Origin of the sequence: Pseudonocardia sp. EV170527-09 (genome assembly GCF_008369905.1) — a bacterium.
GTDB lineage: Bacteria > Actinomycetota > Actinomycetes > Mycobacteriales > Pseudonocardiaceae > Pseudonocardia.
The window spans coordinates 1-13035 of sequence record NZ_VRMC01000070.1 but is presented as its reverse complement, the minus strand read 5'-3'; the positions used below and the strand labels follow the sequence as shown (position 1 = coordinate 13035).

General features: G+C 72.4%; 15 protein-coding genes. 4 read left to right on the top strand and 11 right to left on the bottom strand.

Going from position 1 to position 13035, the window contains the following annotated elements; genetic code table 11:
- Positions 1-36: 36 nt before the first annotated feature.
- The 5 genes from FVA95_RS20225 to FVA95_RS20205 form a co-directional block, all read right to left on the bottom strand.
- The gene (locus FVA95_RS20225; RefSeq protein WP_161992370.1) at positions 37-1053 is read right to left on the bottom strand and encodes a DUF2855 family protein; all 1017 of its coding nucleotides are present in this window, start codon (positions 1051-1053) and stop codon (positions 37-39) included.
- A gap of 56 nt (positions 1054-1109) precedes the next feature.
- Positions 1110-1895, bottom strand: coding sequence for an alpha/beta fold hydrolase (locus FVA95_RS20220; protein WP_149665579.1), 786 nt, complete (start codon positions 1893-1895; stop codon positions 1110-1112).
- Between the two features lie 57 nt (positions 1896-1952).
- Entirely contained in the window at positions 1953-2573 is a 621-nt protein-coding gene (locus tag FVA95_RS20215) for a TetR/AcrR family transcriptional regulator (protein ID WP_149665578.1), read from the bottom strand.
- A gap of 153 nt (positions 2574-2726) precedes the next feature.
- Positions 2727-3893 (bottom strand): acyl-CoA dehydrogenase family protein, encoded by a 1167-nt coding sequence (locus FVA95_RS20210; protein ID WP_149665577.1) that lies wholly within the window; start codon positions 3891-3893, stop codon positions 2727-2729.
- Positions 3893-5479, bottom strand: a complete 1587-nt coding sequence (locus FVA95_RS20205) for an AMP-binding protein (protein ID WP_149665576.1) — start codon at positions 5477-5479, stop codon at positions 3893-3895. The genes FVA95_RS20210 and FVA95_RS20205 overlap by 1 nt, the downstream gene beginning before the upstream one ends.
- Before the next feature lie 372 nt (positions 5480-5851).
- Here FVA95_RS20205 and FVA95_RS20200 point away from each other — a divergent pair, with 372 nt between their 5' ends.
- From FVA95_RS20200 to FVA95_RS20185, 4 genes are read left to right on the top strand one after another with little or no spacing between them, the layout of a single operon-like run.
- Positions 5852-6667, top strand: a complete 816-nt coding sequence (locus FVA95_RS20200; protein ID WP_149665575.1) for an enoyl-CoA hydratase/isomerase family protein — start codon at positions 5852-5854, stop codon at positions 6665-6667.
- A 9-nt stretch (positions 6668-6676) separates the two neighbouring features.
- Positions 6677-7462 carry an SDR family NAD(P)-dependent oxidoreductase gene (locus FVA95_RS20195; protein ID WP_205015911.1) on the top strand — a complete coding sequence of 262 codons (786 nt, stop codon included), beginning with the start codon at positions 6677-6679 and terminating at the stop codon, positions 7460-7462.
- Positions 7459-8586 carry a CaiB/BaiF CoA-transferase family protein gene (locus FVA95_RS20190; protein ID WP_161992369.1) on the top strand — a complete coding sequence of 376 codons (1128 nt, stop codon included), beginning with the start codon at positions 7459-7461 and terminating at the stop codon, positions 8584-8586. Before FVA95_RS20195 ends, FVA95_RS20190 begins: the two co-directional genes overlap by 4 nt.
- A 4-nt stretch (positions 8587-8590) precedes the next feature.
- The gene (locus FVA95_RS20185) at positions 8591-9166 is read left to right on the top strand and encodes a TetR/AcrR family transcriptional regulator (RefSeq protein ID WP_149665573.1); all 576 of its coding nucleotides are present in this window, start codon (positions 8591-8593) and stop codon (positions 9164-9166) included.
- Between the two features lie 60 nt (positions 9167-9226).
- Here FVA95_RS20185 and FVA95_RS20180 read toward each other — a convergent pair whose 3' ends face one another.
- The 6 genes from FVA95_RS20180 to FVA95_RS20160 form a co-directional block, all read right to left on the bottom strand.
- Positions 9227-10060 (bottom strand): mycofactocin-coupled SDR family oxidoreductase, encoded by an 834-nt coding sequence (locus tag FVA95_RS20180; RefSeq protein ID WP_149665572.1) that lies wholly within the window; start codon positions 10058-10060, stop codon positions 9227-9229.
- Positions 10061-10091: 31 nt separating this feature from the next.
- Positions 10092-10520, bottom strand: coding sequence for a nuclear transport factor 2 family protein (locus FVA95_RS20175; RefSeq protein WP_149665571.1), 429 nt, complete (start codon positions 10518-10520; stop codon positions 10092-10094).
- A 335-nt stretch (positions 10521-10855) separates the two neighbouring features.
- Entirely contained in the window at positions 10856-11476 is a 621-nt protein-coding gene (locus FVA95_RS20170) for a TetR/AcrR family transcriptional regulator (protein ID WP_149665570.1), read from the bottom strand.
- Complete coding sequence (locus FVA95_RS20165) at positions 11476-12435, bottom strand: zinc-binding dehydrogenase (protein ID WP_149665569.1); 960 nt, start codon at positions 12433-12435, stop codon at positions 11476-11478. Before FVA95_RS20165 ends, FVA95_RS20170 begins: the two co-directional genes overlap by 1 nt.
- Before the next feature lie 39 nt (positions 12436-12474).
- Positions 12475-12675: a hypothetical protein gene (locus tag FVA95_RS30920; protein WP_161992368.1), complete on the bottom strand. Its 201-nt coding sequence runs from the start codon at positions 12673-12675 to the stop codon at positions 12475-12477.
- The coding region (locus FVA95_RS20160) for a transposase (RefSeq protein ID WP_193564389.1) at positions 12644-13035 on the bottom strand (392 nt) is incomplete at its 5' end. The genes FVA95_RS30920 and FVA95_RS20160, both read right to left, overlap by 32 nt.

Genomic DNA, 13035 nt, shown 5'->3' with positions numbered 1-13035 from the left:
CCCGCATGCGCAGCGACACACCTCGACACGACGGAGCTAGGGCGCGACGAGGCACACCTCTCCGGCCCCGTGCCCTCCCCGCACGATCGTCGGCCAGACCGCGGCGGCCGCAGCGAGACCGTCGAGGCGACGGACGACGAGCTGTTCACGAGCCCACGCGAGAAGCCGTTGCCGGGTCCGGTCCCGCAGGAGCCGTACCGCCTCCGCGCCCCGTTCGCGTTCCACCTCGGCCAGACGTGGGCCGGCGCTGTAGCGGCGCACCGGCGGAGCTGCCGGACCTGTCTGCTGCGGCGGGATCGACCCGGTGAGACGGGTCCCACCGAGTGCCAGCATGTAGGCCACGGCACCACCGCACTGCGCCACGACCCGGGCTCGCAGCTGCGGATCGCCGGCGAGGTCGAGGAACACCGTGCCCGGAGGCACCGCCACCGAGGACAGCTCCTGGTACTCGAACAGGGTCAGGCCGTCCTGCCCGACGGCGGGCCGGTCCCTGGTCAGGCCGGTACACGCCACTCCCTCCCGGGAGAGCAGGAACGCGAGTGCCTGACCCGTCTTGCTCCCGGCACTGGAGATCAGCACGTGGTCGACCCCGGCGCCGACGAGGTCGGGCACGAGCGCGCTGGCGAGCGCTTCGATGTGGAGCGTGGCGAACTCCAGGCCGTCGGTGGGGGCGTCGACGACCCGGTAGTGCTGGTACACCGGCGCGAGGTGGGCGCGACGAGCAGACGTCTCGACGAGAGTCCCGTCCGTGCGCGGTTCGAGGGACATGGCCACGCTGCCGGCCATCGGGAAGTAACCGATGACCCGGGTACCGGCCGGCACGCCATCGCCCACCCCGTCGACCACCGTCGCCTCACCCCAGACGGGGGCGCGCATCCACCCCGGAGCGGCAGGGAACGCCCGTCCGTGGCCGAGCTGCTCCCTCGCGCGGACGTAGGAGACGTTGTTCGAGGTCATCGCGAACTGGTGGAGCCTGAGGACGCTCTCCCCCCGTCCCGGCACGGCCGGGTCCTCGATGATCCTGCTCGTCCCGGGGTCATCGGTCGTCGACACCTCCAGGACGCGGGAGCAGCTCCGGTCGGCCGGACGCGAAGAACGAGACGTCATGGTCATCGGTCGTTCAGCTCGGCCCAGAAGCTCGACAGCGCATCGGCGGCCGGGCGGGGATCCTCCAGGGGCCACCAGTGGCCGACCCCCGGCAGCTCGGCGACCCTCGCGCCACTGAGCTCGGCCATGCGACGGTGCTGGTCGAGCGTTCCCCCGGAGGCCTCGGTGTCGGCCATGGCCAGTAGCGCGAGACCCGGCCGCTGCCGGGCGGCGACGAGTCCTCGCCCGGCGTCCGCCATGACGGGCTGCGCCGCGGACCGCAGGAGCGAGAGCACCGCCTGGCCCATGCCGTCGTCGAAGCCCGCCGCGACGCGCTCCGCCGCCGGACCCGTCATCCCGATGCCGGCAGCCACGGCCAGGCGGTGTTCGAGGGTCCCGCCGAAGATCTGTCGAACGGACTCCTCCCCCGCCCCCTCCTGCTGCCACGTCCGCGCCCTGGCGTGCCACTGGTAGTCGGGCGCGAACAGCCCCAGAGCATCGGACGCCCAGCTGCGGATCAGGTCCGGACGACTCATGGCCACCTGGGCGACGTGCATGCCGCCGAGCGAGTGACCGACCAGGTCCACCGGCTCGCGGAACTGCTCCAGCATCGCGATCAGCCACCGGCGGTAGCCGTCGACGGTCGCGTCGAACCCCGACGGCGCGGGTTGCCCGAATCCGGGCGGCGAGAGAGTGACGACGTCCGTCCTGCCGAGCTGGGCGAGCAGCGGGTTCCAGACCTCCGCGGTCTCGGGGTTGCCGTGCACGAGAACGACAGGGGGAACGGTTCGTAACTTGTGTGCATGCATGCAAGTAAGCTAGCCGTTCAGTGGACCGCTGTCACCCCGGTCGGGACGACGACCGCCTCAGCGGCCGCTGTGTGTGGAGGGCTCGAACGCCCGCTCCGCGACCCGCACGGCCTCGGCGATGACGGAGCTCGCCTCGACGCCCGGCAGGGACGCGGCGAGCTGGACGGAGGTTCCTCGCAGGAGTGCCATCACCACGGCTCCGGCGGCGGCGATGTCGACGTCCGGGCGTACCGATCCGTCGGCGATCCCCCGCTCGACGGCGTCCGACAGGAACCGCCGGAAGCCGTCGTCGTGGTCGAGGAACAGCGGCTGCACCACCGGATCCCCCGCCAGCGCCTCCATCCACAGCTGGTGGAACGCGCGGCTCGACGACGAGTGTCCCGCGGCCGTCGTGAGATAGGTGCGGACGATGCCGGTGATCTGCGCGCGGCCGTCGCCGTCGTACGGCGGCAGGCCCATCTTCCGTACCCGATCCAGCACCGCCGTGATCAGCTGCTCGCGCCCGCCGAAGTGGTGGTACACGATGCCGCGGCTGTAGCCGGCGACCTCACCGACCCGGGCGAGGGTGAGCCGGCGCGATCCCGTGCTCGCGATGAGGTCGATCGCGGCGTCGATGACCCGACGCTCGGTCTCGGCACGTCGTTGGACCTGTGTCCGTCGGTCACTGGAAGTGCCCAACTCTGCCCCCTGTTCGCCGGTGCTGGGTCGCCGGGAGTCCGGCGACGGTGGGTACCGTGACACCTCGGCATCATCCCTGCACTCCTTGCCCCGGGGAGCGATCCGACGGCCGGCTGCGGTCGCGTGCCCTCCGTGCCTCAGGCCCCCAGCACCTCAGGCCCCCAGCGCGTCCCGGCCCAGGACGTCCCGGGCAATGATGATCTTCTGGATCTGCGGTGTCCCGTCCCCGATCTGGTAGCCGGACACATCACGCAGCAACGACTGCAACGGCATCTCGTCGGACCAGCCGACCTGACCGTGGAGCACGACCGACTCCTGGATGGCGGCGAAGGCGACCCTCGGCGCCCACCACTTCAGCATCGCAGCCTGGGTGGTGTGCGGCTGTCCTGCCATCCGCAGGCCGATCGTCTGGTAGGCCAGCGCCCGCACCGCGGCCAGGTAGGTGGTGTGCTCGGCGATCGGGAAGGAGACCCCCTGGTTCGTGGCCAGCGGCCGCCCGAAGGAGGTCCGCTCCCTGGCGTAGGCCGCGGCCGTGTCGAGTGCGCGCTGTGCCGAGCCGACGCAGGTCAGCGCGATGAGTGTCCGGCTCAGGTCGAACTCGGCCATGACCCGGCCGAACCCGCTGCCCGGCTCGGCGAGCACCCGCTCGTCGGGGACGAAGGTCTCGTCCATCGTGATCGAGCCACGACCCAGCGGCTTGAAGCCGGGGTCGGCGAAGCTCTGCGAGCTGACCGTCGGGTCGGCGCACTCCACCAGGAAGCAGCCGATCCCGCGGGCCCGCGACGCGGGATCGGTCTGGGCGAGCACCACCGCGACGTCGGCGTGCGGGGCCTGGGTGACCGAGGTCTTCTCGCCCGTCAGCAGCCATCCGCCGTCGACCCGCCCGGCCCTGGTCCGCAGCGCTGCGGCATCGGAGCCGGTGCCGGGCTCGGTGACCGCCCAGCACCCGAGGGCATCGCCGGCGGCGATCCTGGGCGCCCAGCGCCGGATCGCCGGGGACTCCTGCCCGGCCAGGAGCGTGACCAGGCTGTTGGTGCTGAACAGGATGTAGGCCATGTTCGGGTCGGCGTAGCCCACCTCCTCGCAGGCGATCGCGAGGGCGAGCAGATCCGCGCCCTGACCGCCCGACTCCTCGGCGAGGGTGAGGTTCGTGAGCCCGGCCTCGGCGAGCTTCCGCAGCTCCTGGTGCGGGAACTCGGTGCGTGCGGCCCGCGCGTGGTAGGTGTCGAGGAACTCCCGCCGGGCGAGGTCACGCACGGAGTCCCGGAAGCGGAGGTGGTCCTCGTCGAGGACGAACGGGGGCACGGGGTCTCCGGTCATCAGTGGACGTTCCGGCCCTGGCCGGTCCAGTGGGCGGCGCGCAGCGCCTTCTTGTCGATCTTTCCGACGACCGTGGTCGGGAGCTCCGGGACGAACTCGACCCGCTTGGGCACCTGATGGGCGCCCTTGCGGCTGCGCACCAGCGCGGTCAGCTCGCCCGCGTCCACCCCGGCGCCGGGCCGGGCGACGACGAACGCGGTCACCGACTCGCCCCACCTGTCGTCCGGGAGACCGATCACGGCGGCCTGCCGGACGTCCGGGTGGCCGGTCAGGACGTCCTCGACCTCGCGGGGGAACACGTTGAACCCGCCGGTGACGATCATGTCCTTCGTGCGGTCGACGATGTGCAGGAAGCCGCCGTCGTCGCGGACCCCCATGTCGCCGGTGCGCAGCCATCCCCCGCGCAGGGCCTCGGCGGTCTCCTCCTCGCGCTTCCAGTAGCCGTTCATGACGGCGCGGGACCGCACGCCGATCTCCCCCACCTCGCCGTCGGCCACGGCGGCCCCGTCGTCGTCGAGGATCTCGACACGCACGCCGAGGGCCGCACGCCCGCAGGAGGTGAGCAGATCCGGGCGACCGACGGGATCGTGCTCGTCCTTGCGCAGGCTCGTGGTCATGCCGATGCACTCGGTCTGGCCGTAGACCTGCATCATGACCTGCCCGAACGCCTCGTGGGCCTCGAGCAGCCGCGACGGGGTCATCGGCGCCGCCCCGTAGCAGAGCGTCTCCAACGAGGACGTGTCCCGTGACGCCGGATCGGCCTTGTCCAACATCGTGTACAGCATCGTCGGGACGACGAACGCGTAGTTCACGCGCTCGCGTTCGACCAGGGTCAGCCAGGCGTCGGGGTCGAATGCCTGCTGGAGCACGACGGTGCCGCCGCGGGCGAGGACCGGCACCACGGGGAGCACGGCGGCGTGGGTGATGGGCGAGGACGCGAGGTAGACCGGCCTCTCGGGCAGGCCCCAGGACGCGGTCAGGGTCTGGACCTCCTGCACCAGCGCGCGGTGCGAGAGCATCGCCCCCTTCGGCCGGCCCGTCGTCCCGCCGGTGTACTGCAGCCAGGCGGTCGTGTCCTCGTCGACGACGGGCGCGGCCAGGCGACGGGGGCCGGCCGCGGCGCACAGCGCGAGCAGGTCCGGGCCGGCGTCGGAGGGGCCGATGCTCAGGACGTGCTTCACCGACCCGGCCCGGTCGGCGATCTCGGCCGCGGTCCCGGCGAACGCCGGGTGCACGACGAGTACCTCGATCTCCGCGTCCTCGCAGAGGACGACGTGGTCCTCGACCGAGCCCAGCACGTGCAGGCCCGAGTAGCGGGCGCCGGTCAGGAAGGTCGCCGCCTGCACCGCGAAGACCTCGGGCGCGTTCGGGCTGAGCACCCCGACCCCGCGCCCGGCCCGGACCCCGTGGTCGGCCAGCACCTGCTGCGTGCGACCGACCATGTCGGCGAGTTCGGCGTAGGTAGTCCGGCGCTCGCCGAGGACGAAGGCGTCCCGGGTCCGGTAGCGGGTCAGCGCCTCGACGATCACGTCGCCGTAGGACGGGCCCACCAGATGGGGCGCGTCGGAAGTCGAACCGGGAGCCACGTCGCTCTCCTCTCCCCGCGCTGCGCCGACGGCGCGCGCTCCGGATCGGTGTCGCCGGCAATGTTGACTTATTAGTTAGTATTCTGCAAGCCTCGGATCGGCCGGTCACCGTGGACGGAAGGCGCGCCGTGCGAGACGTCAGCAATCACCGGGGTCGGGACCACCGAGTTCGGCACAGGGAGTTCCGCCACGAGCTCACCCGGACGGAACGGCCCCGCCGACTCGTTCTGCACGGAGATCGACGCCAGGACGCGCGCCGACCACAGGGCCGGGTCCGGGACGACGGCCGCCGACGTCGCCGAGGTCGGCGCGACGACGTGGCACGGCGCGCGTCGTCACGATCCTCAGTGATCCTCAGTAAGGACTGACACGATGACCTCCACCCACACCGACACCGCCGTGCTCCAGGAACGCCGGGGCCCGGCGCTCTGGTTGCGACTCAACCGACCCGAGGTGTTCAACGGCATCGACCAGGACGTCCTCGACGGCCTGACCGCGGGCCTCGACGCGGCCGCAGCCGACCCGGACGTCCGGGTCGTCGTGCTCGCGGCGGCGGGCAGGGCGTTCTGCGCGGGTGCGGACCTGCGCTACGCCCGCTCGCTGGCCGACGCCCCCGCGCCACCCGGTGCCGCGAGTGCGGGCAACGCCTTCCTGCACCGCGTGCGGGCCGTCCTCGACCGCATCGAATCCTTCCCGAGGCCGGTGATCGCCGCGGCGAACGGGATCGCCGTCGGCGGCGGCCTCGAGCTGCTCCTGGTCTGCGACCTCGTCGTCGCCTCCCGGGCCGCGAGGATCGGCGACGGACACGCGGTATACGGGCAGATCCCGGGGGGTGGGGCGTCGGTCCGGCTGGTGCGTCGGCTCGGCCTCTCCACCGCCAAGCACCTCATGTTCACCGGTGAGCTGCACCCCGCCGAGCGCTACCTCGGCACCGATCTCGTGGTCGACGTGGTGGCCCCCGAGGAGCTCGTCCCCGCCGTCGACCGGCTGGCCGCGCAGATCGCGGGCCGCAGCCCCGTCGGGTTGGCCGCGATGAAGCGGCTGGCCAACGACGCCCACGACACCCCGCTGCCCGTCGCCGTCCTGCGCGAGCTCGAGGCGTCCGCCCTGCACGAGCGCTCCGCGGACTGGCGCGAGGGCATCACCGCCTTCGCCGAGAAGCGCACCCCCGAGTTCCCCGGACGCTAGGAGACAGCCGTGAACATCCTGGACATGACCGGCCGCGTCGCCCTGGTGACGGGCGCGGGCCAAGGCGTCGGCCGTCAGGTCGCGCTGCACATCGCCGCCCACGGTGGTGCGGTGGTGGTCAACGACTACCACCTCGACCGGGCCGAGGCGGTGGCCGCCGAGATCACCGAGCAGGGCGGACGGGCGGTCGGCCTGCGGTGCGACGTCACCGACCTCGACGAGGTGACGGCCCTGGTCGCGGAGGGGACCGAGCGGCTCGGCCCGATCGACGTCCTGGTCAACAACGCCGGCAACGCCGGACCCGCCGAGAACGCACTCGACCACACCCCGCCGTTCTGGGAGACCGGCCCCGAGGACTGGGAGCCCTGGATCGCGACGAACCTCTACGGGGTCCTCCACGCCTGCCGTGCCGTGCTGCCCGGGATGGTGGAGCGCGGCTACGGGCGCATCGTCTCGGTGATCTCCGACGCCGGGCGCACCGGCGAGCCCCACCTCGCCGTGTACGGGGGCGCCAAGGCAGGGGCGGCGGGCTTCAGCCGCGGGCTCGCGAAGGCGGTCGGCCGCTACGGCATCGGGGTGAACTGCGTGGCGCTCTCGACGATCAACACCCCCGGTGTCGCCTCCGCCGTCGCCGACCCCGAGATCGCGAAGAAGGCGTTGCGCAGCTACGTCATCCGCCGCTTCGGGGAGCCGAGCGACGCCGCCAACGCGGTGCTGTACCTCGCCTCGGACGCCGCGGCGTGGGTGACCGGACAGACCTACCCGGTCAACGGCGGCTACGCGATCACGCCGTGAGCACCGCGCGCCCGCTCACGGGCTACCGGGTCGTCAGCCTGGCCGAGCAGTACCCCGGCCCGTTCGCCACCCTGATCCTCGGCGATCTGGGCGCGGACGTCGTCCAGGTCGAACGGCCGCAGGGCGGGGACCCGTCGCGACTCTTCCCCGGGCACTTCCAGGCCCTCAACCGGGGCAAGCGCTCGGTGGCCCTGGACCTGAAGACCCCGGCGGGCCTCGAGGCCTGCCGGGCACTGATCGCCCGGGCCGACGTGCTCGTGGAGGGCTTCCGGCCCGGCGTCCTCGATCGGCTGGGGCTCTCCCCCACCGCGCTCGTCGAGGGCAGTCCCGGGCTCGTGGTGGTGTCGGTCTCGGGGTTCGGCCAGGACGGCCCGTACCGGGACCGGCCCGCGCACGACCTGTCGTTCCAGGCGATGGCGGGCCTGCTCGACCCCGACGCCCCCGCGGTCCCCCCGGTGGCGCTCGCCGACGTCGCCGCCGGCCTGTTCGCGGCGGTCGCCGCGCTGACCGGGCTCGCGGGCCGCGTGCACACCGGCCGCGGCGGGCACTACGACGTGGGCATGTTCGACGCGCTCGTGTCCTTCGTGGTCACCCGGCTCGTCCCCACCGCGAACGGCCTCCCGCCCGACTCCCTCGGCCGGGACCCGGGCTACGGCGTGTTCGCCACCGCCGACGGTCGGTGGATCTCGCTGTCGATCGCGTTCGAGGACCACTTCTGGCGGGCCCTGTGCACCGCACTGGGTCTGGAGTCGCTGGCCGGGCTACCGGGCCCGGAACGCGACGCCCGTACCGACGAGATCCGGGCGACGCTGAGCGATCGGATCGCGGCCGAGCCCCTCGCCCACTGGGAACGGGTGCTCCCCGCCGCCGGGGTCGCCTACGGGGCGGTCCAGGATCTGGCCGGCCTGGTCGAGGACCCGCACCTGCGCAGCCGCGGGCTCCTGCAGACGGTGGGCGCCGATCGTTTCCTGCGCCAACCACTGGTCGTGGACGGCGCGGCGCACGGCCCCCGGAGCGGGGTGCCCGCGCTCGGCGAGCACACCGCCGAGGTCCTCCGTGAGGCCGGTGTGGCCGCGGAGACGGTGGCTGCCGTCTGCGCGGAGAGACTGACCGGGCAGTATTGAGCCCATGGCACGGGAACGCGCGACCGACACCACCGCCCTGGTCGCGGCGGCCGGCGAGGCCTTCCGGCGCAAGGGCTACCGCAACGCCACCATCGACGACATCGCCGAGGCCGCCGGCATCTCCCGGCCGACCGTCTACAAGTACACCCGCAGCAAGCAGCACCTCCTCGACCTGATGGTCGAGGAGGTCACCGCCGACCTGAGACGGCGTCTCGAGCTCGTCCTGGAGAGCGGGGAGCCGCCGGAGACCCGGCTGCGCGGGATGATCTCCGCGCACATCGAGGCCGCGTCGGCGAACCGCACCTTCTACGCCATCGTGTTCAGCGAGGAGGTCGAGCTGTCCGAGCAGGGCCGCGCGTCCTTCCGGGCCTGGGCGCACGACCGGACGCAGGACTTCCGGCTGCTGCTCGACGAGTGCCTCCCGGCGGGCGGCGGCATCGACACCACCATCGCGGCGAACCTGGTGATGTCGATGCTGGCGACCCTCTACCGCTGGTACGACCCGTCCGGCGCGGTGTCGCCCGAGGAGCTCGGCCGGCAGATCGAGAAGCTGCTCGGCGCACTGTTCCCGTCCCGGTAGCTCCGCGCCGACGGGGGCACCCGCCACGACGACGGGGTCCGGCGTCGTGGCGGGACGAGCTCAGACGCGGACGTGCCACCCGGCGTCGACCGGGATGGCGACACCGGTGACGAAACGGGACTCGTCGCTCCCCAACCACAGCGCGGCGTGCGCGATGTCCTCCACCTCCACCCACGGCGTCGGCAGGAGCGAGAAGCCCCGCATGACGGGGACGACGTCCTCCGCCGACGGGTTCTCCAGGTCGGGGCGGAACAGCTGCCACGTGCTGCTGTTGTTGAGCAGCGGCGTGTCCGTGTTGCCCGGGAGGATCGCGTTCGACCGGATGTTGTGCTCGGCGGCCTCGTTGGCGAGGGCGCGCATCATCCCGAGGACCCCGTGCTTGGCCGAGACGTAGGCCGACATCCGAGCCGGCCCGCGGATCCCCGCCAGCGAGCTGGTCATCACGACCGATCCGCCACCCGCCTCGATCAGCACGGGCACCGCCGCCTTGACCGTCTTCCACACACCCAGGAGGTTCACGTCCAGGACCGTGCGGAAGACCTCCTCGTCTGCCTCCCACATCGCGGCCCGTTCGCCGCCGATGCCCGCGTTCGCGCACACGGTCGTCAGGCCGCCGAACTCCTCGACGGCCGTGGCCACGGCGACGTCCATCGTCTGCTGGTCCCGCACGTCCCCGACGACCGTCGCGATGCGGCCACCTGCCGTCCGCACCAGGGCGGCGGTCTCGTCCAGGTCCGCCTCCGACGGCAGTGGGTAGCTCACATGGTCGTAGACCCCACAGAAGTCGACGGCGACGACGGCGGCGCCCTCCTGCGCGAACCGCACGGCGCTCGCGCGCCCCACTCCGCGCGCCGCTCCCGTGACCAGCGCGACCTTGCCTTCCAGACGCCTCATGCTCGCCTCCCTCCCGACCGTTCGCGTCCGGTCAGGCCGATGCCCCGGCTCCCCCTGCGCCCTCCGGTACCAGGGCCAGGGCCGGCGCTCCGAGGGTGGGTGCGAGGCGGTTCTGCAGTGCGACCACGGCGGCGAGCGGACGGGCGAGGACGGTCATCGTGCGTACCCGGCCCGCCGGGTCGAACTCCAGGTGGTCGACCGCCTCGATCGGGTGCGCGTCGACCGTCCCCGTCAGGTGCACCGCGACGTGGACCTCACCGGTGAGCACCTCGCCGAACGTGAGGTCGTCGATGATCGAGCTCAGCAGTCCGAGCACCGCGGTGGCGGGTCCGGACCCGATGATCGGGTCGTCGAGGATGGGGCTGTTCAGCACCACGTCGTCGGCCAGGACTGCCTGCATCCGTTCCGGATCCCCGCTGTGCAGAGCGTCCAGGAAGGTGCGGATCGGCTCGTCGGTCATGTCCGTGTTCCTCTCGTCGGGTGGCGCCACGTCACGCGGCACCTCCGGCTGATCTCTCGGTTCTCGTTCCACCCGGGGTGGGAGACCCCCGGCACCGTCCGGTCCCGCCGCCCACCGAGGCCGCCGTGGACTCCTCCGACCCGAGCGACGTCCCGCTGCCCGGGACGTCGTCGGCTCCCTCGCCGCGACCCGTCGGCGGATCTCGTTGCGGGCCAGGGCGTTCTCGTGCACCTCGTCCGGACCGTGCGCGAGGGTCGGAACCCGACTCTTGCAAATACTTACTAGTTAGTCAAACCAGCATGCTCCGTGTCCTCATTCCCGGAGGCGGTGATCCGTCACGGCGCCGCCCGTCCGTGGCCTGCTCGACACGCGGACGAGTGCCCGGCACCTCCACGAGTCCCGAGCCCGGCGAGGAGCAGGTCCACGAGCTGCGGGGCCAGTCCCCCGTCGAGGCGGGCGTGGCCGAAGAGATGCCGCAGCACGAGAGGGCCTGCGACGACGTCGATGACGAGCTCCGGGTCGACGTCGCGACGAACCTCGCCGCGCTCCATCGCGGCGCGCAGGCTCACGAGACACGCCTCGCGTCGCGGCTGCCAGAACCGTTCGAGGAAGCGGGCCCTCAGTTCCGGGTCGTCGGCGAGATCGGCCACCAGTGCCGGCAGCACCCGTCCCGTGTCCGCACCCCCGAGTGCCGCTCCCAGCGCCTCGACGTGGGCGCTCAGATCACACGCCACGCATCCTGCATCGGGCTCGACCACCCCCGCACGCTCCTCGGCGAGTGCATCCACGACGAGATGACGCAACGAGGGCCACCGCCGACGGACGGCCGGCGTGGTCGTCCCGGCCCGGTCCGCGACCCCCTGCAGGGTGAGCCGTGAGTAACCGTTCTCGGCCATCAGGTCGCGGACCGCGTCCAGCACCGCGGCGCTGACGCGTTCGTCCCGTGGACGGGGCATCAGAACGCCCTCACGGGTGCAGCACCACCTTGCCGAAGGCGACGCCCCGTTCGACGGCGCGCAGCGCGTCCGGTCCCGCGGTGAGCGGGTAGCGCTCCGCGACGACACCCTGGATTCCTCCCCGAGCCGACGAGCGCCGACACACGTCCCCACGACGCCCGCAGGTCCGCCGGCGCCACCGAGTTCAGGCTGAACGCGTGCAGGGTCGGAGAGCTGTGGAACATCTCCATGACCACCTCGAGATCGGCACCGCTGGGCGCCCCGGCGGCCGCCCCGCACAGCACGTAGTGCCCGTTCGCGGCCGGCAGGCGAAGGTGGTCGGCGAGTGCCGAGCCGCCGACGGGGTCCACGACGATGTCGACGTCGCGCTCCAGGGCGGGTCCCTCGTCGCGGCCGACCGTCCGCGTCGCCCCCGAGGCCAGGAGCCGTCGAGCGCGATCCGGCCCGGACGTCACCGCAGTGACGCGGGCGCCGTGTGCCGCGGCGATCTGGGTGGCGAGAGCCCCGATACCGCCACCGGCCCCCCGGACCAGGACCCGGCGACCGGCGTCGACGCCTGCACGGCGCAGCCCGATCTCGGCGACGAGGGCGTTGACCCCCAGCGCGACGGCCACCTCCGACTCGACCCCGTCGTCGAGTGGGAGGACACGGTCGGCACTCACGGTCACGAGCTCCGCGAGCCCACCGAACGCCGGCAACCCCAGGACGCGCCGCCCCACGAGTTCCGGAGGCACTCCGGGACCGGTCGACTCGACCACCCCCGCGATCTCGAGGCCGGGCGACGAGCCCGGGCCGGGGAAGTAGGCGTAGAGGCCGCGGGACGCCATGACGTCGACATAGCCGACACCCATCGCCTCCGCACGGACCACCACCTCCCCCGCCGCCGGTTCGGGACCGAGCCGCTCCACCACCGCGACCGACGCGGGATTCCCGTAGCGCTCCACCACTACTGCGCGCACCGCACACCCTCTCGATTCGTTCCGATACAGATCGGAACGTTACCCCGTGGCTCTCGACGCGGGGTCGGGATCCTGCCGGAACGTGGACCAGCGGACCCCGGGGAGCCCGCGCCGGGCGACGAGCCATTCGGCGACGACGAGGTTGACCAGCCACCCCAGCCACGGCGCGATCGGGTCTGTAACGAGAACGGTGGTTCCGGCGATGTTGTCAGTAGTGCTCGGCGCCCGGCCAGCGGTCACCGAAAGTGATGGCGAAGGCGTTGAGGACTGGCTTCCAGCGCATCATCCATCGGGTGTGGCCTCGTCCGGTCGGGTCGAGGCTGCGGGTGACAAGGTACAGACATTTCATCGCGGCCTGCTCGCTGGGGAAATGCCCTCGCGCTCGGACCGCTCGCCGGTAGCGGGCGTTCAACGATTCGATCACGTTCGTCGTACAGATCACCCTCCGGACCTCGATGTCGTAGTCGAGGAACGGCACGAACTCGGTCCAGGCGTTACGCCACAAACGTATCATCGCCGGATGGGCTCGCCCCCACTCGTCATCGAGATCATCCAGCGCGGCTGCAGCGGCATCGGCGGTGGACGCGGTGTAAATAGCTC